The organism is Martelella sp. K41-7 (assembly GCF_055808365.1).
This window is the reverse complement of the sequence record NZ_CM147867.1, coordinates 976,818-1,002,218: the sequence shown is the minus strand read 5'-3', so window position 1 is coordinate 1,002,218 and position 25,401 is coordinate 976,818. Positions and strand designations below refer to the sequence as shown.

26 protein-coding genes and 2 pseudogenes are annotated in these 25,401 nt (G+C 59.2%); 11 read left to right on the top strand and 17 right to left on the bottom strand.

Features of this window, described 5'->3' with window-relative positions:
* Window positions 1–40 precede the first annotated feature (40 nt).
* Both AC0L7L_RS04770 and AC0L7L_RS04765 read right to left on the bottom strand, forming a co-directional pair.
* Window positions 41–724, bottom strand: a complete 684-nt coding sequence (locus tag AC0L7L_RS04770) for an anti-sigma factor (protein WP_473512393.1) — start codon at window positions 722–724, stop codon at window positions 41–43.
* Window positions 721–1,260 carry a sigma-70 family RNA polymerase sigma factor gene (locus AC0L7L_RS04765; protein WP_473512391.1) on the bottom strand — a complete coding sequence of 180 codons (540 nt, stop codon included), beginning with the start codon at window positions 1,258–1,260 and terminating at the stop codon, window positions 721–723. The genes AC0L7L_RS04770 and AC0L7L_RS04765 overlap by 4 nt, the downstream gene beginning before the upstream one ends.
* 155 nt (window positions 1,261–1,415) lie before the next feature.
* Here AC0L7L_RS04765 and argB point away from each other — a divergent pair, with 155 nt between their 5' ends.
* A complete protein-coding gene (argB, locus tag AC0L7L_RS04760) occupies window positions 1,416–2,303 on the top strand; it encodes an acetylglutamate kinase (RefSeq protein WP_473512389.1) in 888 nt (295 codons plus the stop codon).
* Between the two features lie 35 nt (window positions 2,304–2,338).
* On the opposite strand, the gene AC0L7L_RS04755 is transcribed toward argB, so the two are convergent.
* The 3 genes from AC0L7L_RS04755 to AC0L7L_RS04745 form a co-directional block, all read right to left on the bottom strand.
* A complete protein-coding gene (locus AC0L7L_RS04755) occupies window positions 2,339–3,841 on the bottom strand; it encodes an MFS transporter (RefSeq protein ID WP_473512387.1) in 1,503 nt (500 codons plus the stop codon).
* A gap of 80 nt (window positions 3,842–3,921) precedes the next feature.
* Complete coding sequence (locus AC0L7L_RS04750; RefSeq protein WP_473512385.1) at window positions 3,922–5,436, bottom strand: MFS transporter; 1,515 nt, start codon at window positions 5,434–5,436, stop codon at window positions 3,922–3,924.
* Window positions 5,437–5,470: 34 nt separating this feature from the next.
* A complete protein-coding gene (locus AC0L7L_RS04745; RefSeq protein WP_272210566.1) occupies window positions 5,471–6,385 on the bottom strand; it encodes an EamA family transporter in 915 nt (304 codons plus the stop codon).
* A 276-nt stretch (window positions 6,386–6,661) separates the two neighbouring features.
* On the opposite strand from AC0L7L_RS04745, the gene AC0L7L_RS04740 reads away from it, so the two are divergent.
* From AC0L7L_RS04740 to AC0L7L_RS04715, 6 genes are all read left to right on the top strand, one after another.
* Window positions 6,662–7,399, top strand: coding sequence for a pyrimidine 5'-nucleotidase (locus tag AC0L7L_RS04740; protein WP_272210565.1), 738 nt, complete (start codon window positions 6,662–6,664; stop codon window positions 7,397–7,399).
* A gap of 90 nt (window positions 7,400–7,489) precedes the next feature.
* On the top strand, window positions 7,490–8,146 hold the full coding sequence (locus AC0L7L_RS04735; RefSeq protein ID WP_272210564.1) for an EF-hand domain-containing protein: 657 nt from the start codon (window positions 7,490–7,492) through the stop codon (window positions 8,144–8,146).
* 208 nt (window positions 8,147–8,354) lie between these two features.
* Complete coding sequence (gene dapD, locus AC0L7L_RS04730; protein ID WP_473512382.1) at window positions 8,355–9,206, top strand: 2,3,4,5-tetrahydropyridine-2,6-dicarboxylate N-succinyltransferase; 852 nt, start codon at window positions 8,355–8,357, stop codon at window positions 9,204–9,206.
* Between the two features lie 92 nt (window positions 9,207–9,298).
* On the top strand, window positions 9,299–10,495 hold the full coding sequence (gene dapE, locus AC0L7L_RS04725) for a succinyl-diaminopimelate desuccinylase (RefSeq protein WP_272210563.1): 1,197 nt from the start codon (window positions 9,299–9,301) through the stop codon (window positions 10,493–10,495).
* The gene (locus AC0L7L_RS04720) at window positions 10,479–11,063 is read left to right on the top strand and encodes a hypothetical protein (RefSeq protein WP_272210562.1); all 585 of its coding nucleotides are present in this window, start codon (window positions 10,479–10,481) and stop codon (window positions 11,061–11,063) included. The genes dapE and AC0L7L_RS04720 overlap by 17 nt, the downstream gene beginning before the upstream one ends.
* 67 nt (window positions 11,064–11,130) lie before the next feature.
* Entirely contained in the window at window positions 11,131–11,598 is a 468-nt protein-coding gene (locus AC0L7L_RS04715) for a hypothetical protein (RefSeq protein WP_272210561.1), read from the top strand.
* Between the two features lie 7 nt (window positions 11,599–11,605).
* Here AC0L7L_RS04715 and arsH read toward each other — a convergent pair whose 3' ends face one another.
* The 5 genes and pseudogenes from arsH to def form a co-directional block, all read right to left on the bottom strand.
* Window positions 11,606–12,331, bottom strand: a complete 726-nt coding sequence (arsH, locus tag AC0L7L_RS04710; RefSeq protein ID WP_473512376.1) for an arsenical resistance protein ArsH — start codon at window positions 12,329–12,331, stop codon at window positions 11,606–11,608.
* Complete coding sequence (gene arsC, locus AC0L7L_RS04705; RefSeq protein WP_272214117.1) at window positions 12,328–12,747, bottom strand: arsenate reductase (glutaredoxin); 420 nt, start codon at window positions 12,745–12,747, stop codon at window positions 12,328–12,330. The genes arsH and arsC overlap by 4 nt, the downstream gene beginning before the upstream one ends.
* 79 nt (window positions 12,748–12,826) lie before the next feature.
* A pseudogene (truA, locus tag AC0L7L_RS04700) lies at window positions 12,827–13,572 on the bottom strand (tRNA pseudouridine(38-40) synthase TruA).
* Window positions 13,572–14,510, bottom strand: a complete 939-nt coding sequence (gene fmt, locus AC0L7L_RS04695; RefSeq protein WP_272210560.1) for a methionyl-tRNA formyltransferase — start codon at window positions 14,508–14,510, stop codon at window positions 13,572–13,574. The pseudogene truA and the gene fmt overlap by 1 nt, the downstream one beginning before the upstream one ends.
* 52 nt (window positions 14,511–14,562) lie before the next feature.
* Window positions 14,563–15,111, bottom strand: a complete 549-nt coding sequence (def, locus tag AC0L7L_RS04690) for a peptide deformylase (protein WP_272214116.1) — start codon at window positions 15,109–15,111, stop codon at window positions 14,563–14,565.
* Between the two features lie 157 nt (window positions 15,112–15,268).
* Between def and AC0L7L_RS04685 the strand changes: the two genes are divergently transcribed.
* The gene (locus AC0L7L_RS04685; protein WP_473512371.1) at window positions 15,269–16,465 is read left to right on the top strand and encodes a DNA recombination protein RmuC; all 1,197 of its coding nucleotides are present in this window, start codon (window positions 15,269–15,271) and stop codon (window positions 16,463–16,465) included.
* A 102-nt stretch (window positions 16,466–16,567) separates the two neighbouring features.
* Window positions 16,568–17,467 (top strand): ribokinase, encoded by a 900-nt coding sequence (locus tag AC0L7L_RS04680; protein ID WP_473512369.1) that lies wholly within the window; start codon window positions 16,568–16,570, stop codon window positions 17,465–17,467.
* 51 nt (window positions 17,468–17,518) lie between these two features.
* Here AC0L7L_RS04680 and AC0L7L_RS04675 read toward each other — a convergent pair whose 3' ends face one another.
* Window positions 17,519–18,460 carry a nucleoside hydrolase gene (locus AC0L7L_RS04675; RefSeq protein WP_473512367.1) on the bottom strand — a complete coding sequence of 314 codons (942 nt, stop codon included), beginning with the start codon at window positions 18,458–18,460 and terminating at the stop codon, window positions 17,519–17,521.
* A 132-nt stretch (window positions 18,461–18,592) separates the two neighbouring features.
* On the opposite strand from AC0L7L_RS04675, the gene AC0L7L_RS04670 reads away from it, so the two are divergent.
* Complete coding sequence (locus tag AC0L7L_RS04670) at window positions 18,593–18,997, top strand: Hsp20 family protein (protein WP_272210555.1); 405 nt, start codon at window positions 18,593–18,595, stop codon at window positions 18,995–18,997.
* A gap of 90 nt (window positions 18,998–19,087) precedes the next feature.
* Complete coding sequence (locus AC0L7L_RS04665) at window positions 19,088–19,345, top strand: BQ00720 family protein (protein ID WP_272210554.1); 258 nt, start codon at window positions 19,088–19,090, stop codon at window positions 19,343–19,345.
* Between the two features lie 22 nt (window positions 19,346–19,367).
* Here AC0L7L_RS04665 and trmB read toward each other — a convergent pair whose 3' ends face one another.
* The 6 genes and pseudogenes from trmB to ybeY form a co-directional block, all read right to left on the bottom strand.
* Entirely contained in the window at window positions 19,368–20,066 is a 699-nt protein-coding gene (gene trmB / locus AC0L7L_RS04660) for a tRNA (guanine(46)-N(7))-methyltransferase TrmB (protein WP_473512364.1), read from the bottom strand.
* 9 nt (window positions 20,067–20,075) lie between these two features.
* A pseudogene (gene metK / locus AC0L7L_RS04655) lies at window positions 20,076–21,313 on the bottom strand (methionine adenosyltransferase).
* A gap of 175 nt (window positions 21,314–21,488) precedes the next feature.
* The gene (locus AC0L7L_RS04650; RefSeq protein ID WP_473512362.1) at window positions 21,489–21,902 is read right to left on the bottom strand and encodes a helix-turn-helix domain-containing protein; all 414 of its coding nucleotides are present in this window, start codon (window positions 21,900–21,902) and stop codon (window positions 21,489–21,491) included.
* 250 nt (window positions 21,903–22,152) lie between these two features.
* Window positions 22,153–23,685, bottom strand: a complete 1,533-nt coding sequence (lnt, locus tag AC0L7L_RS04645; protein WP_473512360.1) for an apolipoprotein N-acyltransferase — start codon at window positions 23,683–23,685, stop codon at window positions 22,153–22,155.
* Window positions 23,660–24,880, bottom strand: a complete 1,221-nt coding sequence (locus AC0L7L_RS04640; RefSeq protein ID WP_473512358.1) for a hemolysin family protein — start codon at window positions 24,878–24,880, stop codon at window positions 23,660–23,662. Before AC0L7L_RS04640 ends, lnt begins: the two co-directional genes overlap by 26 nt.
* Window positions 24,881–24,893: 13 nt before the next feature.
* The gene (gene ybeY, locus AC0L7L_RS04635) at window positions 24,894–25,400 is read right to left on the bottom strand and encodes an rRNA maturation RNase YbeY (RefSeq protein WP_272210550.1); all 507 of its coding nucleotides are present in this window, start codon (window positions 25,398–25,400) and stop codon (window positions 24,894–24,896) included.
* Window position 25,401 lies beyond the last annotated feature (1 nt).

The following is a 25,401-nucleotide window of genomic DNA, read 5'->3' as shown; positions in this document are numbered from 1 at the left end:
TTTAAGATGTTTTAAAGCGACCTCAGCTCTCCGACCGCAATCACCGGCCCGGTCGCCGTTCCAGTCGGAGACCCGCCATAAGGCTCGATACTGATCGCAAAAAAGTCCCTGCACCGATCCGGTCGCTGATATCACGCGGCACGATGAGTTTACCCTCACCTGTTTGCGGGAGAACGCCAAGGGAGATCGCCGGATCGTCACCTTCGATCAGCCAGAGTTCGAGCGATTTTTCATCCGGCGCGCCGGCGGCAACCGGCGTCAGCGAGACCTGACCGCTACGGGCATTATACCGGGCGACGAGATTGACGGCATTGTCCGGACCGCTGAGCTCGGCAAGCAATGTCGTCTGCGGTGTTGCCATCTGCTCATTGTAGACGGTGAAGGCAACCGCAGCGATGACTGCAATCGCCGCAACCCCGCGCCAGAGCGCCGCAGAGCCCCAGAGACGCGCCGGGAGCGATACGCGCGCGCGTTTGTCTTCTGGAAAGAGCCTGCGTTCGATTTCGCGATAGACCGCTTTCGGCGGCGTTTCGGCGCCATAGGCCGCGTCGAGCGGCTCAAGCTTTTGCTGCCAGTCGCGCACCCTGGCGGCGAAGAGAGGTTCGCTTGCGATCCGCGCCTCAACGTCGCGTCGCTCGGCAGCCGAAAGCGCACCGATGACATATTCGCCGGCGAGCATTTCGTCTTCGGGCTTTCCGCCTTCCTGTTGTGTCGGCCTCTTCATGCTTCCAGACACTCTTTCAGTTTCAGGAGGCTGCGACGCAGCCATGTCCGCATTGTATTAAGCGGCACGTTATTGCGTTCCGCCAGTTCATTATAGCTCAAACCGCGCACATAGGCTTCCCTGACGGCTGAAGCCCATTCCGGTTTCAGCTGCTGCATGCAGCTGTCGATCCGGCGGCCCTCGCCTGCAAGATGGGCATGATCTTCAGGACTGTCATCCTCGTCGGCAAGGTCGTGCACGGTATCGATATCTCGCGCGGCCGGTTTTTTCTGCCGCAAACGATCAATCGCATGGTTTCGCGCAACGGTCGCCAGCCAACCGGCCGACGAACGGCCATCGGCCGCAAATGTGCCGGCGCGCTGCCAGATCCGCACGAAAATGTCCTGGAGGGCGTCTTCCGCTTCACCGCGATCGCCCAGAATACGAAGACAGATCGCAAAAAGTTTCGGACTGGCTGTTTCATAAAGCTGGTCGAAGGACTGTCGGTCCTTAAGGGCAACGCGCGCAAGCAGTGCGCCAAGATCATCATTTGCCATCAATGCCCGGATCCCCTTCCCGTTAATCCAAACGTTATAGGGCGCAGCATACCTTCGGCAAGTCTAGGCCTGCGCAATAGTTCACGGTCGAATATTCACTAAGCCGCCGGGATGCGCTAAAAGGCCGCAAGGATCAAAGCATGCCGGGGTATTCCATGTCATTGTCGGAAAGCGAAGTTCAGGCACGTCTGCTGGTGCAGGCGCTGCCCTATATGCAGAAATACGAGAACAAGACCATCGTCGTGAAATATGGCGGTCACGCCATGGGCGATGCTGAACTCGGCCAGGCCTTCGCCAGCGACGTCGCGCTTTTGAAACAGTCGGGCGTCAACCCGATCGTGGTTCACGGCGGCGGACCGCAGATCGGCAACATGCTGAAGCGAATGGGGATCGAATCCAAATTCGAGGGCGGCCTGCGGGTCACCGATCAGGCGACCGTCGAGATTGTCGAAATGGTGCTTGCCGGTTCGATCAACAAGGAAATCGTCGCGCTGATCAACCAGACCGGTGAATGGGCGATCGGCCTTTGCGGCAAGGACGGCAACATGGTGTTTGCCAATAAGGCCAAGAAGACCGTGATTGACCCCGACTCCAATATCGAGCGCGTTCTCGATCTTGGCTTTGTCGGTGAGGTCGATACCGTCGATACCACCCTGCTCGATCTTCTGGCGAAATCGGAAATGATCCCGGTCATCGCTCCGGTGGCCCCCGGCAATGATGGTCACACCTATAATATCAACGCCGACACCTTTGCCGGTGCCATTGCCGGTGCCTTGCGCGCAACACGCCTGTTGTTCCTGACAGATGTTCCCGGCGTGCTCGACAAACAAGGTGAATTGATCAAGGAGCTTTCCGTTGCCGAGGCCCGCAAGCTGATCCTCGACGGCACCATTTCCGGCGGCATGATCCCGAAGGTCGAGACCTGTATCGAAGCGATCGAGGCTGGTGTCGAGGGCGTCGTCATCCTCAATGGCAAGGTCAAGCATTCGGTCCTGCTCGAAATTCTGACCAAGGGTGGCGCAGGCACGCTGATCGTGCCCTGACCTTCTGCCTCACCGTTTGAATATCAGCGCCCCGCTCATGCAATGTGCGGGGCGTTTTGCTTTGCGGCAACCGGTGCGGCGGGCTTTCGCTCCGAGGTCAAAAGCAGCGTCAACGCAATAACCACAACATATGCCGCGAGATTGTAGATCAGCGCCATGGCAAAAGCGCTGACATAGGCCGGGTGATTGTCCGCGCCAGCCTGCATCATCATGCCAAGGCGGGCAAAAAAGATGCCGCTAACAATCGCGATCCCGAACGCGCCGCCCAGCTGCTGGACGGCCTGAAGCGCGCCGGAGGCCGAACCCGCCTCCTCATGGGGGACGCCTGCCAGCACAAGCTGGAAGATCGAGGCAATCGCGATCCCGAGGCCAAGTCCGGACACGATCAGCGGCATGAACAGCGACCAGCGCGCAACCTCGTCACCAACACCGAGCACGTAGAGCCTGAGCCAGAACATACCGCCCCCAAGCAACGCGATACCGACGATCACCCGAAGTTTCAGGAAGTGCTGGCCGATCCGCCCGCTGATCAGCGAAGCAGCGAAAACGCCAAGCGAGAACGGCACGGTGGTCAGGCCTGATTTCAGCGGAGAGAAACCGAAGCCGACCTGCAAAAACATCGCAAGGCACAGGAAAAACCCCGGCAGCGTTGAAAAGAAGAACAGCGCCATCGATCCGCCAACCATGAAGTTGCGGTTCTTCATGAGCTGAAAAGAGAGCAGCTGCGGCTTGCCCCTGGCATTCTGCCGCCGCTGCCAGATGACAAAGGCTGCGAGCACAGGAACGGCCCCGATCATCATCGCAAAGCACCAGAACGGCCAGCCGAAGGTGCGACCTTCCACCAGCGGAAAGATCAGCATGAACATGGCAACGGCAATCAGCACAATACCAAGATAATCATTGCGCGTATCGGCCCGGCGCGGCGTGGATGGCACAAGCTTCGCACCGGCGATGATCGCAAACAGTCCGATCGGCAGATTGATCAGGAAGATAGCACGCCAGCCAAGGCCGAACAGGCTGTGCTCGACCAGAAACCCGCCGATGATTGGCCCGCTGACAGTGGCAATCCCTGCCATCATGCCGAAAAAGCTGAAAGCCCTGGCGCGTTCGTGCGGAGCAAACATCACCGTCGTCAGCGCCAGCACCTGCGGTGTCATCATTGCCGCCGAAAAGCCTTGAAACAGCCGAGCCAAAACCAGCATCAGCGTCGTATGAGACAGACCGCAAAGCGCCGAACCGAGCGTGAAGCTGGCAACCCCGACCAGGAACATGGTCTTCTTGCCGACGATATCGCCAAGCCTTCCGAACGGCAGCAGCGCAAGCGCGAACATCAGCACGTAGCCGGCGACAATCCATTCGATGGCGGAGTTCGAGGCGTTCAAACCCTCCTGGATCGACGGCAGCGCAACATTGACGATGGTAACGTCGAGCATGTTCATGAACACGGCCGAAAGCAGAACGGCAAGCGCCGTCCATCGACCCGGATGCTGCTCGGCCATCGCGCCTTGCGGCGCGGTTTCCGTCGGACTGGAAGCCAAAGGGTTCTCCGCTTGGTTATTGTGGGTCGCCATCAATTGGGCGAGGATACTGCAAAAGTCAATTGGCACGGCAGGGGTGTTCAGCCGAGCATCATCTCGCCGGCTTCCGGCTTTTCGCCGGACGCCTTGACGACGGGCATGAACAGAGTCGCAACAAACACTGCGGCCATGGCGAAAACCATATAGCCGACGCTTGCGGAAAAACCCGCGACATAGGCATCTGCCGTCGTCGCCCCCGCCTGTTGCCGGGCGGCGATGATGGAGAAGAACAAAGCGCTGGCGATGGCGACGCCAAGCGCGCTGCCCGCCTGCTGGATGGCCTGAAGCGCACCGGAAGCCGAGCCCGCATCGCGCCCCGGCACATCGGCAAGGACGGTCTGAAACAACGGCGATGCCGTCATGCCCAGCGAGAAGCCGCAGATGAAAAGCGGCGGCGCGAAATCAAGAATCGAAAGGTTCTGGCCGGCGCGCAGAACCACGAAGAACAACAGAAGATAACCCGCCGCCATCATCGCCGAGGCACCAAGAATCCGGCCCTTCAGAAAACGGTCGGAAAGGCGGCTGTTGGTGAAGGCGGAGAGAAAGGTACCCAGCGGAAAAGGGATCGTGCTCAGGCCAGCCTCAAGCGGCGTGAAACCGAAACCCTGCTGGAGAAAAATCGCAAAGGTCATGAACAGCCCGGCCGGTGTGGAATAGAACATCAGCGCGATGAACCCGCCGAGCATGTAGCCATGATTGCGCATCAGCGAAACCGGCAAAAGCTGGGAAAGGCCCTGCCTCTCGCGCCGGCGCTCGAACAGATAGAAAGAGGCAAAAACCGGAAAGGCGGCTATCATCATCGCGAAGCACCAGAGCGGCCAGCCGAACCGCCGCGCTTCGACCAGCGGAAAGATCAAAAACACAAAGGCAGAGGCAATAATCAGCACGCCCGTGACATCGAGCGTCGCCCGTTCGCTGGCCGGGATGTCCGGTATCAGGATGCGGCCGGCGATCACGGCGGCAATGCCGACCGGCACATTAATGTAGAAGATCGAGCGCCATTCGAGCCCGAACAGATCGACAGCAATCAGCCAGCCGCCGATCAGGGGACCTGACACAATGGCAACGCCACTTGCGATCCCGAACAGCGAGAACGCACTGGAGCGCTCCTTGGAGGAAAACATGTCCTGAGCCAGCGCCAGCACCTGCGGCGCCATGATCGCAGCCCCAAGCCCTTGGCAAAGGCGAGCAACCACCAGCGTGCCGATGTTGGGGGCAGCACCGGAACAGGCCGAGGCCACGGTGAAGAAGCCGACGCCGAGAAGAAACATCCGTTTCTTGCCGATGATATCTCCAAGCCGCCCGCAGGGCATCAGCGCCAGCGCGAACACCAGCACATAGCCGGCCACGATCCATTCCAGCGACGAGCTGTGGGCATTGAGATCCTTGCCGATGGAGGGAAGCGCGACATTGACGATCGTGGCATCGAGCAGGTTCATGAAAACGGCGGCGATCAGCACCGACATTGCCAGCCAGCGGCCCGGATAGGCTGTCTCCTGCACTTCAGAAGCTTCCGTCATCATGTCCCCGCGCGGATTGGTTGTCCCCTTACCCATCCTTTGCCGCTTGCGGAGGACAAGTCAATCACCGCTAAGCCAGCAGAAGCGTCAGCACGCCGAGCACGACCAGCGCGCAGCCAAGCGCCTCCACCGACGTCATCCTTTCCTTGAACACCAGAACCGACGTTGCGAAGGAAAACAGCATTTCCACCTGCGCCACCGCCTTGACGATCGCGGCCTGCTGCAGCGTCATAGCAACAAACCAGCCAAAGGACGCTGTCGCGCCGACGAACCCGACGGCAAGCGCCGGTCGCCAAGCTTTTGCGACCTTGATGAGCTCGTCCCGGTCGAAGGCGAGCATCCACAACAGCATGGCCAGCGTCTGAATGGCGATGACAATCACCAGGGTGTAGGCGGCCTGCATGATCGCATCGGGTTGCGGCAGGCTCGGCGCAAGCGACAGAGAGGCGGCGCGATAAGACACCGCCGAAAGCCCGAACAGCGTGCCCGACGCGATGCCAACCAGCGCCGTACGGGTCAACAACCCACGGACGAGCCCGCCGAACCCCATGTCATTGCGCGACAGCGAAATCAGCATGACACCGGCAATGGATATGAGAATGGCGGCGATGGCGGCAAACGAGATGGTCGCGCCGAAAAAGACGAAGGCAAGGATGGCCGCCTGCGCCGGTTCGGTGCGCGAATAGGCGGTTCCGACCACGAAATTGCGGAAGGAAAACAGATAGACCAGCAGAAAGGTGGCGCCGATCTGACCGCCCGCGCCAATCAGCGCCCAGAAGGCGAAATCGCCGTTCATCGCCGGCACCGGCCGGTCGAGGCCGAAAGCCAGAATGGCGAAGTAGAGCGCGGCAAAGGGCAGACCGAAGCCGAAACGGGTGAAGGTGGAGCCAAGCGTTGCCATGCGTCCCTTCAGATATTTCTGAAGCGTGGAGCGCATGTTCTGCAAAAAGGCAGCGGCGAATGTAATGCCGATCCAGAGTTCCATGGAGATGAGACCTTGCGAGGTGAGAAACCGAAAAGACGGAGGTCAGTTCACGCTCGAAAGACGCCGTCCGCAGGCGGTCTTGCAGAAGGTTGCGAAAAACCGGGCCGGCAGGCGCTTTCTGTCCTGCAGGATGACCGCGCCGCAATGGCCGAAACAGATCATGCCGGTTTTCATGGCTTCGACTTAGCACAGTCTTGTTGGTCCCGGAAGACAGCAAGCCGTCGGTATTGACGGAAAGCAGTTTCCTTCGCCTGCCTGCTCTGCCATAAGCAGGCCATGACCAAGCCTAAAACACACCCGGAGCTTTCCGATTTCGAGACGATCCGCGACTGGGTCTTCGATCTCGACAATACGCTCTATCCCCACGACGTCGACCTGTTCGCTCAGGTTGATCGCAACATGACCGCCTATGTTTCGGACCTCTTGTCATTGCCGGAAGAAGACGCGCGCATTATCCAGAAGAAGTATTACCGCGATCACGGCACGACTTTGCAGGGGCTGATGATCAACCATGACATTGACCCCAATGATTTTCTCGAAAAGGCGCATGCGATCGATTATTCGGTGCTGGAGCCAAACCCGGTGCTGGGGGCGGCGATCAAGGCACTGCCGGGCCGCAAATTCATCTTCACCAACGGCTCCGTTCCGCATGCGCAGAAGACAGCCGAAGCGCTCGGCATTCTCGACCATTTCGATGATATTTTTGACATCGTCGCGGCCGGGTTTACGCCTAAACCGGAGGCCGATGCCTACGCTAAATTTCTCCGCCGTTCCGGTGTCGATACCGACCATGCCGCGATGTTCGAGGACCTGCCGCGCAATCTGAAACAACCGAAGGCGCTCGGCATGAAGACCGTTCTGATCGTGCCGCCCAATCTGGAATATGGTTTTGCGCAGGCCTTTGAACGGCTTGACGATGAAACCGGCCATATAGACTATATCACCGAGGATATGACCGGCTTTGTCGGCAGCGTGCTCGATTTTTATGGTGAACAGAATATGAATTACCGATAATTCAGCGACCTTTCCAAAAGTTAAGTCGTTTTAACGCTCATGCTCGCTTACCTTTGCTGTTGTCATCACGGCAAAACGAGGAATTGAGCCATGACCGCTAAGCATCTGACACTGACGGCACTTGCAACCACGCTGGCGATCAGCGTGACCGCAATACCGGGAGCCGCCCGCGACTTGCGCGGGACAGCGCCTTCCGAGCGCGGATTTATCTATCTGCTGAAGACGTCGGACGCCAACAAGGACGGGCGGATCACCGAAGACGAGTTCATCGCCTTTCAGGACGGTCGCTTTGCGGACATTGACGTCAACAGTGACAGCGTGATCACGCCCGGCGAATTTTCCGACTACCGCAAGGCAAAGATCGCGGAATACCGCAAGGACAATCCCCGTGCGGAAACCGCTGCCAATAAGAACCAAATGCCCGAAGCGGCCGACGACAGTCGGATGGCGGCCGATGGTAGCAGCCGAGCTGGAAACAGGAATGGCTGGACGCCCCACATGGCGATGCAGGACGGCGGGCACCACAGGATGGGCCCCGACGGCGCGCGCCAGTATGGCATGCGGGACGGTCAACGCCGCGGCGATATGCAGCGGGTCTTCTTTGTCCGCACTGATACCGACCGCAGCGGCCAGATATCAGCGGAAGAATTTTCAGCCATCTCCGCGAAAATGTTCGCTCGCATTGACCACAACGGCGACCTGGTGATTACCGTCGACGACCTGCCAGACCGCCCCATGCACTGGTAGCACCACACCACTTCTGAAGACCGTCTCCATCGGTCGCATCCGATGCGCTTCATCGGCATGCCCTCGCGGTTTCGCGGGGGCATTTGCGTTGTGGCCGCCCTGCGGCAAAGATTGACGCACTGCCACACCTCGCCTAGAGCATGTTGGAAAGCTTAGAGCTCACGGATTCTTCCGCGCATGTTCAGCGCGACTTTCAAAGGACCACCAAATGACCGACCACGCATCGCTTGAAAAAACCATCGACACCGCATTTGAAAACCGTGCAGAAATTTCCGTCTCGACCAAAGGCGAAGTGCGCGAAGCGGTGGAAGACGCGCTCAATCTGCTGGACAGCGGCGAGGCACGGGTCGCCGAGCATCAGGAACATGGTGCATGGAAGGTCAATCAGTGGCTGAAGAAGGCCGTTCTGCTGTCCTTCCGCCTCAACGACATGGAAGTCGTCAAGGGTGGCCCCGATAACGCCACCTGGTGGGACAAGGTGCCGTCCAAGTTCGAAGGCTGGGGCGAAAACCAGTTCCGCGCTGCCGGTTTCCGCGCTGTGCCCAATGCTGTCGTGCGCCGCTCGGCCTACATCGCGCCCGGCGTGGTGCTGATGCCGTCCTTTGTCAATCTAGGCGCCTATGTCGATGAAGGCACGATGGTCGACACCTGGGCGACCGTCGGTTCCTGTGCCCAGATCGGCAAGCATGTCCACCTGTCCGGCGGCGTTGGCATTGGCGGCGTTCTGGAGCCGATGCAGGCCGGCCCGACCATCATCGAAGACAATTGCTTCATCGGCGCCCGTTCGGAAGTCGTTGAAGGCTGCATCGTGCGCGAGGGCTCGGTGCTCGGCATGGGCGTCTTTATCGGCAAGTCCACCAAGATCGTCGACCGTGCCACCGGTGAAATCACCTATGGCGAAATCCCGCCCTACTCGGTCGTTGTTGCCGGGTCGCTTCCCGCGGCGAAGCCGATGGGCAACGGCGCTCCGGGACCCGGCCTTTACTGCGCCGTCATCGTCAAGCGCGTCGACGAGCGCACCCGCTCCAAGACCGGCATCAACGAATTGCTGCGCGACTGATATTCAGAGAAAATCAAGGGCCCGGCCAGCAAATGTCTCGTGTCGGGCCCTTCCCCCCTCGCAACGGCAGAAAAAGCGTCTAGATATCCCTTATGACCGTCACCGATCCCGTCTCAGTCCTCGAAACGCTTGTTCGCTGCCCCTCCGTTACACCGGAAGAAGGCGGCGCGCTTTCAGCCCTTGAGGCGATGCTGACCCCGCTCGGCTTTTCGGTTACGCGCATGACCGGGCGTCAGGATGGCACGCCTGATGTCGAGAACCTTTATGCACGCCGGGGCAGCTGCGGTCCGCACCTGATGTTTGCCGGCCATACCGATGTGGTGCCGCCCGGCAACGCGGCCTCGTGGCGCCATCCGCCATTTTCCGCCGTCATCGAGAACGGGCTTTTGTTCGGGCGCGGCACCGTCGACATGAAGGGCGGCATCGCCTGCTTCATTGCTGCCCTCGCCCGGCTCATCGACAAGGGCCATGCCCTGCCCGGTTCCGTATCGCTGCTGATCACCGGCGATGAGGAAGGCCCTGGCATCAACGGCACTGAAAAGCTTCTCCAATGGGCGAAGGAGCGCGGCGAGCACTGGGATGCAGCCCTTGTCGGAGAGCCTACCAACCCGGATGCGCTCGGCGACATGATCAAGGTCGGCCGCAGGGGATCGCTGACGGCGAAGCTGACGGTCACCGGAACGCAGGGTCATGTGGCCTATCCCCACCTTGCCGATAATCCGCTGCGCGCGATGACGGCAATGCTCGATGCACTGATGGGCGAGCCGCTCGATGGCGGCACCGATCTGTTTCCGCCGTCCAATCTGGAAGTGACCTCCGTCGATACCGGCAACACCGCCACCAATGTCCTTCCCGAAAGCGCGACGGCCACCTTCAACATCCGCTTCAACGACATTTGGAGCGAAGAAACCCTGAAGGCGGAACTCAAGACCCGACTGGAACGCGCGGCGCATGATGAAAAGCTGAGACCCGGACGCGATGCAGCCAGGTTCAGCCTCGAATGGCTCGGTCGTATCAGCCCGGTTTTTCTGACCCGCGACCAGCGCCTGTCGGGCAGTTTGGCCGCAGCCGTCGAAACGGTCACCGGCAATAGCCCGGCGCTTTCCACCACCGGTGGCACATCCGATGCGCGGTTCATCAAAGATTACTGCCCGGTGGTCGAATTCGGCCTTGTCGGCCAGACCATGCACAAGGTCGACGAACATGTGCCGGTCTCTGACCTTGAAATGCTGACCGAGATTTACAGCCATTTCATCGAAAGGTGGTTTAGCCTTGCCCACACCCGGTGAAATCCTGTTTTATATGCGGGGCCTGTGGCTGCTGGTCAAGGGTGACCCGGCGCATACGCGCTATCTCGATTTTTCCGAACGCGGCCTGGCGCGTTCGTTCTGGGCACTCGCCTATTCATTCCCGTTCATGGTGGCCAGCGAGCTCGTCAGTCTTTCGAAACTCGTTCCCCAGGCCTTTCCTCTGGGTGCGCAGAGCATTTTCAGAAGCGCGCTTGTCCAGGGGCTGGGCTGGATGGGGCCAATTGTGGCTCTTGGTCTCGTCTGTATGGTCTCCGGCATGCCGCGCGCGTTCCTGAAAGTCGTCGTCGCCAGCAACTGGATAAGCCTGCCGATCAATATTTTCGCAGCATTGGCAATATTGCTGATTGCGACCGGCCTTCAACCGCTCGCCAGCGTGCTGCTGCTGATCTTCCAGGCGGTTGTCCTTGCCGCGTTCCTGCTCGAAATCAGAATTGTCTACCTGTTGATGGAGCAGAAGGCTCTGCCCACGGCAGCTGCCATCATCGCCTCGACGATCACAGCACTTTTGATCACCGATATGGGCACACGTTATATCCTCGGCGCTTGAACGAGGCTTGACAGGGCTGACTGCTGACCACAATCGTAATTGAGACAGTTTTGGTGGGGACAAGGGTATGAAGGCAAAATCAATTCTTTCCGTTGGCATGCTTGTAGCACTGACGGGATGCCAGACCGGACCGATCGATTTGCTCTACAAGGAAGGTAGCACCCGCTCCGAGCGCCAGCTGGCCTATGATCAGTGCTTCATTCAGGCGCTGAAGGAAGTACCGCAGAACATGGTGACCGAGGTTTCCGGCGGCTATAGCGTCCCCGGCTTCATCGACTGCAATACCGATGGCGACAGAACCTATTGCGGCGAGGTCGGCGGCTATACCACGCCTGTCTCCAGCGTCAGCTATGACACCAATGAGCGGCTTCGAAACCGGATCGTCAATCGCTGCCTTGCCGAAAAGGGATTTTCGACCATCGAACGTCCGATCTGCGAAAGCCGTGAACAGCGCAACGCCTATGCGCTGCTGCCGGCGCAACCCAATGCCGCCCAGATCGCCTGCGTGGCCGGCCAGAGCTTCGAGCCGAACTGAACTGGCCTCACAGGGCGCGCTGGTTGACCCGGCGCGACAAGGCCTCGGCGCTTTCCACGCGTTCGGAATAGCGCTCGGTCAGGTACTCGCTCCTGCCGCGCAGCAGCATTGTGAACTTCATCAGTTCTTCCATCACGTCGACGACGCGGCGGTAATAGGCGGACGGTTTCATGCGCCCGGTCTCGTCGAATTCGGTAAAGGCCTTTGGCACCGATGACTGGTTTGGAATGGTGACCATCCGCATCCACCGGCCCAGGATTCTGAGCTGATTGACGGTGTTGAAACTTTGTGATCCCCCACAGACCTGCATCAGCGCCAGCACCCTGCCCTGGGTCGGCCGCACCGCGCCGTCCGACAGCGGCAACCAGTCAATCTGCGTCTTCATCACCGAACTCATTGCCCCGTGGCGTTCCGGCGAGCACCACACCTGTGCTTCAGACCAGATCGACAGATCTCTGAGTTCGCGCACCTTGGGATGATCATCCGGCTCACTGCCAACCAGCGGCAGGCCGTGGGGATCGAAAATTTGGACATCGGCACCATAGGCTCTGAGAATCCGTGCGGCTTCCTCGGTCAAAAGACGCGAATAGGAACGCTCCCTAAGCGACCCGTAGAGCATCAGCACACGCGGCGCATGCGGATTGTCATCTTTGGCAAAAAGGCGCTCGCGGTCGAGAGGCCGGAACGCCGTCTGGTCCAGCAATGGCATGCTGTCATCAAAGTCTGAACTCATGCGCCCTTGCTCCCGTCCGGGACGACGACCTCACCATCCTCTTTCGAAAATCCACCGATATCCGGGTTATCCAGAATTTCCAGCACAACCTCGGAAGGGCGGCAGAGTTTCGTGCCCTTCGCGGTCACCACGATAGGCCGGTTGATCAGGATCGGGTGATCCATCATCGCGTCGATCAGTGCGTCATAGGAAAGTGCCGGATCATCGAGGCCCAGCTCGTCATAGGGCGTACCCTTGCGCCTCAGCAGATCGCGCACCGAAATCTCCATCGCCGCAATCAACCCGACAAGACGCTCACGACTCGGCGGCGTCTTCAGATATTCTATGATTTCAGGTTCTTCGCCGGACTGGCGGATCATCGCCAGCACATTGCGCGAGGTGCCGCATTTCGGATTGTGGTAGATGGTCACCGGCATTCTGGCCTCCAATATATCCATAAATCTGGAAATATTGATACATAAAACCCACGCAGGACGCAAGTTGCCATCAAGCCGATTACGGATAATCGACCTTGCGGAAAAAAGCCCCTCCGGCGGCGCTACGGTTCCGCAGGCCTTGCGGTCCCGCGCCTCAAGTGCGCGCTCGACATCGTCGGCGCTCAGCTTGCCCTCGCCCGCAAGTTTCAGCGTGCCGGCAAAGGAGCGGATCTGGTTATGCAGAAAGCTCTGGGCCGAAGCGTGAATTTCGATCATCTCGCCCGCACGGGTGACCGCGAGCCGGTCCAACGTGCGCACCGGAGAATTCGCCTGACACTGGACCGAGCGGAAGGTCGTGAAATCATGCCGGCCGACAAGCCGCTGCGCGGCCTCATGCATAGCCTCGTGGTCCAGTGGACGCGGCACCCACCAGGCCCGCATATAGTCCACCGAAAGGTGCGCTCTGCGGTTGACGATACGATAGACATAGTGACGCTTGAGAGCGGAAAACCGCGCGTCGAAATCATCCGCAACCCGCGTGACCTCGGTGACGGCGATACTGTCGCGGGCCATGCGCAGATGTGCGTTCACGGCATTCAGCATGGTGAACGCGCTCCATTCGCGGTCCAGATCGAAATGGCAGACCTGCCCCAGCGCATGAACACCGGAATCGGTGCGGCCCGCCCCGCGGATCGAAACGTCCTGACCGGAAAAGCCCTTCACGGCAATTTCGAGCGAGCCCTGAACGGAGCGGCCTGTCGCCTGACGCTGCCAGCCGACATAGGGCGTGCCGTCATATTCGACTGTGAAACGATAGCGCGGCATCAGACGAAAACCGTGCCGGCAGCGAGCGGATTGCCGCGCAGAAAATCGTCCGCCGACAGCACCTTACCACCAGCCTTCTGCAGCCGGGTGAGGCAGACGGCGCCCGTGCCGCAGGCAATGGTAAGCGGATCGCCATCAAGAACGGCGCCGGCCGGTCCTTCGCCATTGCCGATCCGGCTTTCATGGACCTTGACGCGCTCGGCACGCCGTCCCGCCGGCATTTCGGTCCAGGCACCGGGAAACGGCGCAAGGCCACGAATGTGATTGTGAACCTCTGCGGCCGGACGGCTGAAATCGATACGGGTCTCGCCCTTGACGATTTTCTTCGCATAGGTGACGCCATCTTGGGCCTGCGGGGTCAGCGTCAGGTCACCGTCTTCAAGCTTCTGCATGGCTTCTGCCATCAGCTTCGCGCCCTTCAGCATCAGCCGGTCGTGCAGGTCGCCAGCTGTCATGTTTTCGCCAATCGCGACCTTTTCGGTCATAGCCACCGGGCCGGTATCGAGCCCCTTGTCCATGCGCATGATCATCATGCCGGTCTCGGCATCGCCCGCCATGATGGCGCGCTGGATCGGCGCCGCTCCACGCCAGCGCGGCAAAAGCGAGGCGTGACCATTGTAAGCACCAAGCCGCGTGCCGGAGAGGATCGCTTCCGGCAGGATCAGCCCGTAGGCCACGACCACCGCAACATCGGCGTCGAGCGCCAGAAACGCCTCACGGTCTTCGTCCTGTTTGAAATTGACCGGCGTGCGCACTTGCAGGCCGAGTAGTTCGGCGGCCTGATGGACCGGCGACTTGACCTCCGAAAGTCCGCGGCGTCCGGCCGCGCGCGGCGGCTGGGTGTAGACACAGGTGATCTCATGCCCGGCCTCGCAAAGCGCCCGCAAGGTCGGGACGGAAAAATCCGGCGTTCCCATGAAAATGATCCTGAGCGCCATTGTCCGTCCTTTCGCGATGTTCAGTTCTGTGGTGTGGCAGCCGGTCGCAACCTTAAAGCGTCTGCTGTCGCGCCGCCTTGGTAAATCGCTTGATCACCCGGTCGCGCTTCAACCGTGAAATATAGTCAATGAACAGGGCACCATCGAGGTGGTCGATTTCATGCTGAAGACAGGTCGCAAGCAGGCCATCGGCCTCGAGTTCCTGCTCTTTGCCGTCGAGGTCGGTATAGCGCACCCGGACACTGGCGGGACGCTCCACCTCGGCGAAGAATTCGGGAATCGACAGGCAGCCTTCCTCATAAACCGAACGTTCGTCAGACGACGTCAGAATGGTCGGGTTGATGACAACGAGAGGGTTTTTCGCCCTCTCCTGCTCCGGCGCGCTGTCGTCTTCCTCTTCGTCTCTGGTGGCGACATCAACCACCAGCAAGCGGCGCGGCACACCGACCTGTATCGCGGCAAGCCCGATACCGGGCGCCTCATACATGGTTTCCAGCATGTCGCCAGCCAGTTTTTTCAGGTCGTCGTCGAAACGCTCGACCGGTTCGGAGACCTTGCGCAGCAGAGGGTCCGGCAGAATTATCAAAGGCATCGTGGTCATGCGCCTCCCATAGCGCATGTTGGCAAAAGAGGAAATGGTTTCGTTTCAACGAAGCCCGCCGACAAAACTCATTCCCGGTCAATTTTCCGATGTTCATGTTTTGATCTTTCCATTGGTCGCTTTTATGCTACCCTCACAGGGAATAAAAGGTGGCTCGATGAACAGACTGACAGATGCAATCGCGATGACTGACCCGGTCATTATGATGTTCGGCGGGCTCGCGATATTCATCGTCATTGCAGCAGTCTTTTTTGTGGCGCTTCGATCCGGTGCCAGTCGACGGGCGCGCACTCTTGAGCGCGAACTGCACAATCTGGTCCGCGCCCAGACAGAGATGCAGGGGCGGATGTCAACCATGGCCGAGCTTTTCGGCAGCCGCCAATCGGAGCTGAACGCCTCGCTTGGCTCGCGTCTCGACGGACTATCGCAGCGAATCGGCTCCACGCTGCACCAGCAGCACCAGACCACCCATGAAAACCTGCGCCGCCTTCAGGAGCGGCTGGCGGTGATCGACGCCGCACAGAACAATATCCAGTCTCTGGCCAAGGATGTCGTCGGCCTGCAGGCGATCCTTTCGAACAAGCAGACCCGCGGCGCTTTCGGTCAGGGACGGATGGAGACGATCATTGCCGATGCCCTGCCATCGGGCACATTCCGGTTTCAGGCCACGCTTTCAAACGGCACCAGGCCGGATTGTGTGGTCGACATGCCGAACGGCGCGCCGCCGCTCATAATCGACGCCAAATTCCCGTTGGAAGCGTGGAACGCGATGCGCGATGCCAGGAACGAGGAGGAAACCCGCGCTGCCAGCCAGCGCTTCCGCCGCGATCTGGAGACCCATATCCGCGACATTTCCGGCAAATACCTTCTTCCCGGTGAAACCCAGGATACCGCGTTTCTGTTCGTCCCGTCGGAATCGATTTTCGCCGATATCCACGAACATTTCGAAGCCAGCATTCAGCGTGCCCATGCGGCCCGCGTTGTGATTGTCTCGCCGACGCTGCTGCTGTTATCTATTCAGGTGGTGCAGGCGGTGATGAAGGACCAGCGGATGCGCGAACAGGCGCATCTTATCCAGGGCGAGGTCGCGCACCTGATTGGCGATCTCACCCGCCTGAACGATCGTGTGGAAAAGCTCAACAGCCATTTCTCGCAGGCACGCCAGGATGTCGAACAGATCCGGGTTTCAACCGGCAAGATCGCACGGCGCGGCGAGCGAATCGGCGCGCTTGAATTCGAAAGACGTGGGGATCCCGCGGACAAGGCCGACCAGCCGTCTGCCCCGCCCAGCGAGAACGATCCGGCAAGCTCGGGCGTCGGCCGCATGAAACTGCGTGTTGTCGACGAGGACTGATTGTCTTTCCGTCGTCCCGGCCATAAAACCCCGGGAGGCGGCTTTCCGTTTGAAGCGTTGTTCTTCGCGAAAGCCATGAACGGAATGCGAGGAGACACAGCCATGATCACGGTTTTCGGGTCCATCAACATGGACCTCATCAGCACCACAAAACGCCTGCCGGAACCGGGCGAAACAGTGACCGGGCTGTCGTTTTCCACCGCGCCCGGCGGCAAGGGCGCGAACCAGACGCTCGCCGCCCGCCGCGCCGGCTCCGATGTGGCAATGGTGGGGGCTGTCGGCAGCGATGAATTCGCAACACCCGCCATCGCGCTTCTGGCCGAAGCGGGCGTCGACCTGTCGTCGCTCAGCACCACGAACGGGGCAACGGGCACAGCAATGATCCTTGTCGGCGGCGACGGCGAAAACGTCATTGTGATCAATGCTGCCGCCAACGGCACGCTCACCGAAGAGGATGCCCGTGCGGCCGTAGATCGCATGTCGGCGGGCGATATCCTGATGCTGCAGCTGGAAGTGCCGGCGCCTGCCATTCGAGCTGCACTGGAAGCTGCGCGCAAAAAGGGCGTGACGTCCGTTCTGAACACCGCACCGCTGACCTCTGAGGCCGCAGATCTCAGCACTCTGGCGGATATCGTCATCGCCAACGAGACCGAATTCGAGCGCCTCGTCGGTGCAGAAGAACTCGGCAGCGAAGGCCGCATCGCTATGCTGAAGACCCATCACGACCGCACCGGCCAGACCATGGTGATCACCCTTGGCGGCGACGGCGTCATTGCCATGCACAAGGGATCTTTCTTCAAGATTGATGCGCTGAAGATCGAGCCCGTCGACACGGTTGGCGCCGGCGATACGTTTTGCGGGTATCTCGCAAGCGGCCTGGAACAGGGGCTTTCCTTCGAAGACGCAGCACACCGTGCCTCGGTGGCCGGCGCACTGGCCTGCCTGAAACCCGGCGCCCAGCCCTCGATTCCCACCGCCGATGAGGTCAAGAAGCGGCTTTGAGCGTCACATCCGGTGAAAGCGATGCCACCGTCGCGGCGGCATCGCTTTGCCTTATAGGCGCGACAGACGTTCCGTCAGCAGCGCAAAAAATCCGTCCGCATCCGCCTTGCCGATCACCAGCGCATTGGGTTTGCGATCGGTGACATGCCACCAGTCGATGACGGTTTCGCCAAGCGTGAGCTCCGATACGGTCTCGATCTCGACATTGCACTGCCGCCCGGAAAAAAGCTCCGGCTTCAGCAGATAGGCCGTCACCGAAGGGTCATGCAGCGGGCCACCGTCGGAGCCGTATTTCTCGATATCGAAACGCTCATAGAAGCGCAACATCGCCGCCATGGCTTGCGCCGCAGGCCTGCCGATTGCATCGATGCGATCGACCCGCTCTTTCAGGCAAAGCAACTGATGGGTCACATCAAGCGGCATCATCACGATCGGAATGCCGGCGGCAAACACGGCTTTGGCTGCTTCCGGATCGACATAGATGTTGAACTCGGCCGACGGTGTAATGTTACCACCTTCAAAATAGCCGCCGCCCATCAACACGATTTCCTGCACCCGGCCGACAATTTCCGGCGCCCTTTCAAAGGCGGTCGCAATATTGGTTAGCGGACCGAGCGCACAAAGCGTCACAGTCTTTTCCGGCTCACTCTTCAGCGTCTCGATGATAAAGTCGACGGCGTGCATGTCCTGAAGCGGCATTGCAGGATCGCCGAGTTCGGGTCCGTCGAGACCGGTTTTGCCATGCACATGTTCAGCGGTCACCAGCGGTCGGTGCATCGGCCGGTCGCAACCAGCAAAAACCTTGATATCGTTGCGGCCAGAAAGCTCACAGATAATGCGCGCATTGCGCTCGGTCAGCGCCAGGGGAACATTGCCGGCAACAGCCGTAATGCCGAGTACATCGATCTCCACCGGGCTGGCCAGCGCCAGCATGATTGCGGCGGCATCGTCCTGTCCAGGATCGGTGTCGATTATGATTTTTCGTGCGCTCATTTTGTCTGTCTCTGTATTCATGAAACTCAGGTTGAGTGAATGGACACTGCCCCTGGACTTGTCAAGTTCGCTTGACCTTGCCACGTTCGCCCATATGCCGCATATCGCAAGCGAAAGGACGGGAGGCGCCAAATGCCGAGAATCGATCTGCGTATCAATCCCACAATGCTGGAGAAAAGCGCGCCGGGCGAGGCGCTGAAGGGGGCATCCGGTTACCCGCCCTTTGACGTGGAATGGTTCCCCGACGAGCCTGGCGGCATCTTTCTGAGAATTACGCTCGCCGTCGCCGGTTTCGATGAGGGCGAACTCGACGCCGTGGCGCAGGATAATATTCTTGTCGTCAGCGGCAATCGGGAAGAACGCGAAAGCGGTGAATTCCTGTTTCGCGGCATAGCCGGACGCCAGTTCCGCCGGCAGTTTTCCCTCGCAGACGGAATGGAGGTTATCGGCGCAAAGCTCGATCGCGGCCTCCTGGCCATCGACATTGCAAGAAAGCCGCAAGAGGTACGAAAAATTAAGATTTCGGTTTCAGAATAGCCTTTGAAAACACAAGGTTCGGTTGTCTGCGCAAGCGCAGTGCCGCCCCTGTCGTTTCCCCATACTTAAAGGCAAAGGCAAGTTGATCTCATGACATTTCCGTCCGCGGCAACCTTCTCCGAATCCGATCAACTCGCCGCCTTCGGCGCCGGCCGCCTCGGCTATTTCCGCGTGTTCGAGCGAGAAGAGGCGCTCAGACAGTTCCCTGACGCCAAAGAACTGAGGACGGCCGAAAAGCTCTGGGCGCTTTTCGGCGCCGACGGAACACTTCTCCTGCTGACGGAAAACCGCACAAGTATCTTCTTCAAGGCCATGGAAGAAGACCTGAAGACCGTTACACTCCACTGAAGAGAACAGAGGAACGCCGGGTTCAGATCCTCAAGAAGGTCAGATAGGCGCTGGAGCGCCCTTCCCGGCGCGCCTTGTCCTCATAGCGTGTTCCCGGCCAGTTGTCATAAGGCCGAAGCCAGTCTTCTGAAGACTGCGCCTGCCAGCCAAAGCCACCGTGCCGGCGGCAATGCAGCAATGTCCAGTTGATGTAAGAATCGATGTCGGAGGCGAAACAAAACCGACCACCGGGCTTCAGCACGCGACAAAAGCGGTCGAGATTGACCTGCGACACAAACCGGCGCTTCCAGTGACGGCGCTTCGGCCAGGGGTCGGGATAAAGAAGGTCGATATGGTCGAGAGAGGCCTCCGGCAGCCAATCGAGGATGGCAACCGCATCGTCGTCATAAAGCCGCAGATTGTCAGGCTCAGCGCCTTCCACCTGTCCCAGCAGCTTCGCCATCGAATTGACGAAAGGTTCGATGCCGATGAAGCCGGTCCCGGGGTTCTCGCGGACCCGGTGCAGCAGATGCTCACCACCGCCAAACCCGATCTCGAGGCGGATTGTGCTAACATCTGCGCCAAAAAGTGACCGCAAATCATAAGGTGCGCTTTCATCCGGATTGATCGCAAGACCCGGCAATACCTCGGCAAGATTGCGTGATTGCCTGTCGCGCAGAGGCTTTCCCTTGCGGCGACCGAAAAAGGCCTTTCCGGCTTCATGTTGACTGTTTTCGCTCACGTCGATCGATCAGTTCTTCAAAGCCTGCTTCAATGGGCGCACCAGATCAAGACGCTCCCACGAAAACGAACCATCGCGACCGGCCTTGCGGCCGAAATGGCCGTAAGCGGCTGTCTTGGCATAAATCGGCTTGTTGAGGTTCAGGTGACGGCGAATGCCGGATGGCGAAAGGTCCATGGTCGCGCGGATCGCTTTTTCGACTTCATCCTCACTTATTTTTCCCGTTCCGTGCAGATCGACATACACCGAGAGCGGTTGTGAAACGCCGATAGCATAAGCGAGCTGGATCGTGCATTTCTCGGCAAAATTGGCGGCAACCACATTCTTCGCAAGATAGCGCGCGGCATAGGCAGCGGAGCGGTCCACCTTGGTGGTGTCCTTGCCGGAAAATGCGCCGCCACCATGGGGGCTGCGCCGCCATAGGTATCAACGATAATCTTGCGACCGGTCAGCCCCGCGTCGCCGTCCGGACCTCCGATGACGAATTTTCCGGTCGGATTGATGTACCAGACACAGTCATCGGAAATCGGCAGTCCGCTAAGCGCTTCGCGGATATAGGGTTCGACTACGCTGCGTACCTTTTGGGAATCCCAGCTTTCATCGGTATGCTGTGTGGACAGCACAATGGATGTGACTTCGGCAGCCTTGCCGTAGTGATACCGCACCGTCACCTGGCTCTTGGCATCCGGCCCGAGAAGCGCAACCTCGCCTTCTCCTGCCTTGCGGGCTTCGGAAAGCGTCTGGAGAATGCGGTGAGCGTAATAGATCGGCGCAGGCATCAGATCGGGCGTTTCGCTGCAGGCGAAGCCGAACATGATTCCCTGGTCGCCTGCGCCCTCGTCACCCTGTCTGTCGGAGGCACTGTCGACGCCCTGCGCGATATGAGCCGACTGGGCGTGCAACAGCACATCAATGCGCACTGTCTTCCAGCTAAACCCATCCTGCTCATAGCCGATGCTTCGGATCGCACGGCGCGCCGCAGATTTGAAACGAGACGGGTTGACGATCTCGTTGCCGTTCTTGTCCTTCTTCATCAGGCTCGGCGGCAACCGCACCTCACCGGCAATCACGACACGATTGGTCGTTGCCAGCGCCTCACAGGCGACCCGCACCGACCACGGATCAACGCCGGTTTTGACGGCTTCGCGATATATGAGATCCACGATTTCATCGGAAATCCGGTCACAGACCTTGTCGGGATGTCCTTCGGACACGGATTCGCTGGTGAAGAAATAATTGGTGCGCATCGGGATTCCCACATAGAAATTGGCCCGAATTTGTTAGACGCTTCGCCACAAAATGACAAGCGGACAACCATATAAATATATCTTTATGCCATTTACGTCATAGTCGACGCGACATGGAACGGACCCGGAAGGCAGCATGGCGGCCTTCCGGTTCTCGGTCTTGCGATTGAGAGGCTCAGTCTGCCTCAGCTGCCAGTGTTTTGACGAGATCAACCAGCTTGCGGCGCACTTTCGCGTCGCTGATCTTCACAAAAGCCCGGTTGAGTTGAAGACCTTCAGAAGAAGACAGAAAGTCGACGACATAGCTGGAGCTCGAAGCTTCGGCCATGCCTGCGGCATTCGGTCCCTGATCGCCGGGCGCGTCTTCGAAGAAGAAGGCCACCGGAACGTTCAGAATCGTAGAAATATTCTGAAGGCGGCTGGCACCAACACGATTGGTGCCCTTTTCGTATTTCTGAATCTGCTGGAATGTAATTCCTAGGCTTTCACCAAGCTTTTCCTGGCTCATGCCCAACATGGTACGGCGCAACCTGATCCGACTCCCAACATGAATGTCGATGGGGTTCGGTTTTTTTTTGTTTTCTGTCATTTCTTATCCTACTTTTTCGCAGCCTGGCATCTTCTTTCAAGCCACACCCGATCAAGCTGGACTACAACCATAAGAGTGCGGCAACAAAAAGCCTTGGTTGACGGCCAAGCTGAATCACTATGCAATTTTGCAGTAATCCGGTCAATTATGCGCAAAATATAAAACCATGGGGTGAATAAATAATAGCTTATTTAGTACATTGACCTCAACCATAGATACATCTTTTAGCTATTTTCACAATCGGTGCAATCTAAGGAAGAGCAATCTTGCGGTCGAGCACGCCAGGTCTGTCGAAGGGCAGTCTGTCGAGTATATTGCCCCTGCTATCGATGATAGCGGTAACACCGTTTTCTCCGACACGGATCAACATCTTGCCCGTTTCGACAGCCCGCAAACGCGCCTGCCCAAAATGCTGGTACGGGCCCGGCGTCCGGCCGAACCATGCGTCATAGGTCAGGTTCAACAGAGCCGCAGTCCCGGCGGTCTGGCCAGCGACGAGGCGCGGAAAACTGGCCTCGTAGCAGACCAGTGGAAACAACGTCAGGCCGTCAGGCAGGATCAACATCTGCCGGTTGTCTGCCGGCACATAGCTCCCCGGAAGCGCGGTCAGCGCCGCAAGCCCGATCGAGCGGAAGAAATCCTCGAACGGTAAATACTCGCCAAAGGGTACCAGATGCGTTTTTCCGGCAACCGATACCGTCTGGCCGCTATCATCGAGAACATAAATGGCATTGTAGAATTCCGGCCAGCCATCCGGTTTGCGTCCGGCAAACTGTGCCGCCCCGAGGATCAGTACTTGTCCAGGCTTCAGCATTTCGCCAATCGCCGTCCGCGCGTCAGGCCGTTCCTCAAGAAGAAACGGCAGCGTGCTTTCAGGCCAGACGATCACATCGGGTTCAGGAGCGCCCGGTTCAGCAGGACGGGTGGAAAGCGCGATCAGTCTTGCGAAGATATCAGCACGGCCCTCGCTGCTGCGCCATGCCTGTTCTTCGATAGCGGGCTGAACCAGGCGAAAATTGATGCTTCTTTCCGCATTATCGTCGGCGGTATTGAGCCGATACCAGCCATAGCCGAGATCACCTGCGACCAGCATGAGCGAAACCGACAGCCCGATGAAACGTCCCCTGGGATCGGCAACAAGCACCGGTGATGCGAAGATGAACACAGCAAGACCGCCCATCACATAAAGCCCGGTGAGCCGAACCGACTGCATCAACAGCGGTACCGGAATCGCGGTGTAGGCAATCGCATTCCACGGAAACCCGCTCGCCATATGTCCGCGCAGCCATTCAACCAACGTCAATGCTGCTGCGAGAGCGACGAGACGAAGCGGGCCTTTTGCCCAGAACCGGGCCGCCATGGCACCGGCAAGCCCGTAAAACAGCGCAAGCGCAGCCGGAAAACCCAACACGGCCAGCGGAAGCGCCCAGGCGTAAAGCGAGGCTTCCTTCAAAAGGGCAACACCGAGCCACCAGAGCCCAAAAACGAAATAACCGAATCCAAACCACCAGCCGCAGGCAAAGCCGGCGAGAAGCCGCTGCTGGCCTGTCTTTGCATCAAGCGCACCGTCCATCATCCACACCAGAGCGGGCATGGCGACGAACATGACGGGCAACAGGCCAAACGGCGCCAACGCAAAGGTCGCCAGAGCACCGCAGGCAAAAAGCGCAAAACGCCTATGCCAGCTGCGAAGTGACTGAAAGTAACGCGCCAGCCTCAAAGACGGCCCCACCTTGTCTGGAAACAGCACCTCGGGCCTAGTCTCTGGCCTCGGAGTGCCCATCGACCATGATATCGTCGGCAGCAACTTCGTCGCCCTGCCCCGCCTCTCGAGCCTCATCATGGCCTGGAACACCGGCACGGGCGGCAGCGGCTGAACGACGGCGGGCAGACCCGCGCTTGCGCAGAACCCTGACGCGGCGGATGCGGCGGGGGTCGGCATCAAGAATGTGTACTTCGAATCCGGGCAGTGCCTGGATCACCTCGCCACGGGCGGGGATCCGGCCGATAGCAGAGAAAATCAGGCCGCCGAGCGTATCGACATCCTCGGCATGTTCGCCGATTTCGAAATCGGGACCGATCGCTTCCGCGATATCCTCCAGCTCGACACGGGCATCGGCCAAGAATACATCCTCGGATACGCGCGTGAACATCGCTTCTTCGCTGTCGTGCTCGTCGTCGATCTCGCCAATGACCATTTCCACGATATCTTCATGGGAGACGAGGCCGTCTGTCCCGCCATATTCATCGATCACAAGCGCCATCTGGGTACGACCGGCCTGCATGCGCTGCAGCAGATCGGATGCGAGCATGGACGGCGGCACGAACAGAACCGGCCTGATAATTCCGGCTTCGGCGACTGTCTTGTCAAGATTGACCTTGCCGAGGTCGAGCGGGTTCTGGTGGCCCCGACCCTGCCGTTCGGCGGGCTTGACCTCACCGCTCTTGGCCGCGGTCGACTTTGCCGCATCACGCGCATTGGCGGGCCGCGCGCGACGGCGACCGCGGGCCTGCTTGGAAAGATAGGCCAGAAGATCGCGGATGTGGACCATACCGCGCGGGTCATCCAGCGTCTCGCAGAAGACCGGCATGCGCGAATGACCGCAATTTTCAAAAATCAGCAGCAATTCCCCGATTGTTGTGCCCTGCTCCACCGCATCGATATCGGCCCGGGGAACCATCGTGTCCTCGACCCGGACCTCTCGAAAACGGAGTATATTGTTGAGCATCGCCCTTTCTTCGGGCGAGAAATCATTGTCCCCGGCCCTTTCGGTCGAAAGCGCATCCTCCAGATCCTCACGCAGGCGGGAGGAGCCGTTTCCGTTGCGCTTGAAGCGCAGCAGAAGGCCCCGCAGCGGGGAGCTGGCATGTTTCTGAGGGTTTTTGTCCGAGACCGGACTGTTGGGCTCGTCGAGTGAGGAGCCGTCTTCGGCTCCCTGACCGCTGTCTGCAAGCGGTACTGTTTGTTGCTGGTTCATCGTTCTTTCGGCGTTAGAGAGGGTCGCTGCCCTGATACGGATCAGATAGGTCAAGTGTGGCCAGAATGCGAGTCTCCAGCCCCTCCATGACCTCTGCTTCGTCATTTTCGATGTGATCATACCCCAAAAGATGCAGGAATCCATGCACCAGAAGATGGGTCAGATGATCGTCGAAGCTCTTTTCGAGCACTTCGGCCTCCCGCGCAACCGTTTCAAAGGCAATCACGATATCGCCGAGCATCGGCCCCGGCATGTCGCCAGGGAAGACCGGAAAGGCCGGGAACGACAGCACATTGGTCGCGCTGTCCTTGTCCCGCCACTCCGCATTGATGTCGCGGATGGCCGCATCATCAGAAAAAACAAGCGACAGTTCCGGCGGATTTTCAGGAAACGGCTGCCCTTCCTGTTCGGTAAGGTAAACGGCAGCCGCCCCGATCACGCGCGCAACCTGAGCCTCGAGCTCCTCCTCCTGGGGCCAGCCATCAGCGTCCCGGCTGACCTGATAGTCAAATGCTGGCATC

Excerpts from the sequence above, each read along its gene's own strand:
- AC0L7L_RS04770 (WP_473512393.1), bottom strand. The coding sequence starts at position 724 with ATGAAGAGGCCGACACAACAGGAAGGCGGAAAGCCCGAAGACGAAATG.
- AC0L7L_RS04765 (WP_473512391.1), bottom strand. The coding sequence starts at position 1,260 with ATGGCAAATGATGATCTTGGCGCACTGCTTGCGCGCGTTGCCCTTAAG.
- argB (WP_473512389.1), top strand. The coding sequence starts at position 1,416 with ATGTCATTGTCGGAAAGCGAAGTTCAGGCACGTCTGCTGGTGCAGGCG.
- AC0L7L_RS04750 (WP_473512385.1), bottom strand. The coding sequence starts at position 5,436 with ATGGGTAAGGGGACAACCAATCCGCGCGGGGACATGATGACGGAAGCT.
- AC0L7L_RS04745 (WP_272210566.1), bottom strand. The coding sequence starts at position 6,385 with ATGGAACTCTGGATCGGCATTACATTCGCCGCTGCCTTTTTGCAGAAC.
- AC0L7L_RS04740 (WP_272210565.1), top strand. The coding sequence starts at position 6,662 with ATGACCAAGCCTAAAACACACCCGGAGCTTTCCGATTTCGAGACGATC.
- AC0L7L_RS04735 (WP_272210564.1), top strand. The coding sequence starts at position 7,490 with ATGACCGCTAAGCATCTGACACTGACGGCACTTGCAACCACGCTGGCG.
- dapD (WP_473512382.1), top strand. The coding sequence starts at position 8,355 with ATGACCGACCACGCATCGCTTGAAAAAACCATCGACACCGCATTTGAA.
- dapE (WP_272210563.1), top strand. The coding sequence starts at position 9,299 with ATGACCGTCACCGATCCCGTCTCAGTCCTCGAAACGCTTGTTCGCTGC.
- AC0L7L_RS04715 (WP_272210561.1), top strand. The coding sequence starts at position 11,131 with ATGAAGGCAAAATCAATTCTTTCCGTTGGCATGCTTGTAGCACTGACG.
- arsH (WP_473512376.1), bottom strand. The coding sequence starts at position 12,331 with ATGAGTTCAGACTTTGATGACAGCATGCCATTGCTGGACCAGACGGCG.
- arsC (WP_272214117.1), bottom strand. The coding sequence starts at position 12,747 with ATGCCGGTGACCATCTACCACAATCCGAAATGCGGCACCTCGCGCAAT.
- fmt (WP_272210560.1), bottom strand. The coding sequence starts at position 14,510 with ATGGCGCTCAGGATCATTTTCATGGGAACGCCGGATTTTTCCGTCCCG.
- def (WP_272214116.1), bottom strand. The coding sequence starts at position 15,111 with ATGACCACGATGCCTTTGATAATTCTGCCGGACCCTCTGCTGCGCAAG.
- AC0L7L_RS04685 (WP_473512371.1), top strand. The coding sequence starts at position 15,269 with ATGAACAGACTGACAGATGCAATCGCGATGACTGACCCGGTCATTATG.
- AC0L7L_RS04680 (WP_473512369.1), top strand. The coding sequence starts at position 16,568 with ATGATCACGGTTTTCGGGTCCATCAACATGGACCTCATCAGCACCACA.
- AC0L7L_RS04675 (WP_473512367.1), bottom strand. The coding sequence starts at position 18,460 with ATGAGCGCACGAAAAATCATAATCGACACCGATCCTGGACAGGACGAT.
- AC0L7L_RS04670 (WP_272210555.1), top strand. The coding sequence starts at position 18,593 with ATGCCGAGAATCGATCTGCGTATCAATCCCACAATGCTGGAGAAAAGC.
- AC0L7L_RS04665 (WP_272210554.1), top strand. The coding sequence starts at position 19,088 with ATGACATTTCCGTCCGCGGCAACCTTCTCCGAATCCGATCAACTCGCC.
- AC0L7L_RS04650 (WP_473512362.1), bottom strand. The coding sequence starts at position 21,902 with ATGACAGAAAACAAAAAAAAACCGAACCCCATCGACATTCATGTTGGG.
- lnt (WP_473512360.1), bottom strand. The coding sequence starts at position 23,685 with ATGGGCACTCCGAGGCCAGAGACTAGGCCCGAGGTGCTGTTTCCAGAC.
- AC0L7L_RS04640 (WP_473512358.1), bottom strand. The coding sequence starts at position 24,880 with ATGAACCAGCAACAAACAGTACCGCTTGCAGACAGCGGTCAGGGAGCC.
- ybeY (WP_272210550.1), bottom strand. The coding sequence starts at position 25,400 with ATGCCAGCATTTGACTATCAGGTCAGCCGGGACGCTGATGGCTGGCCC.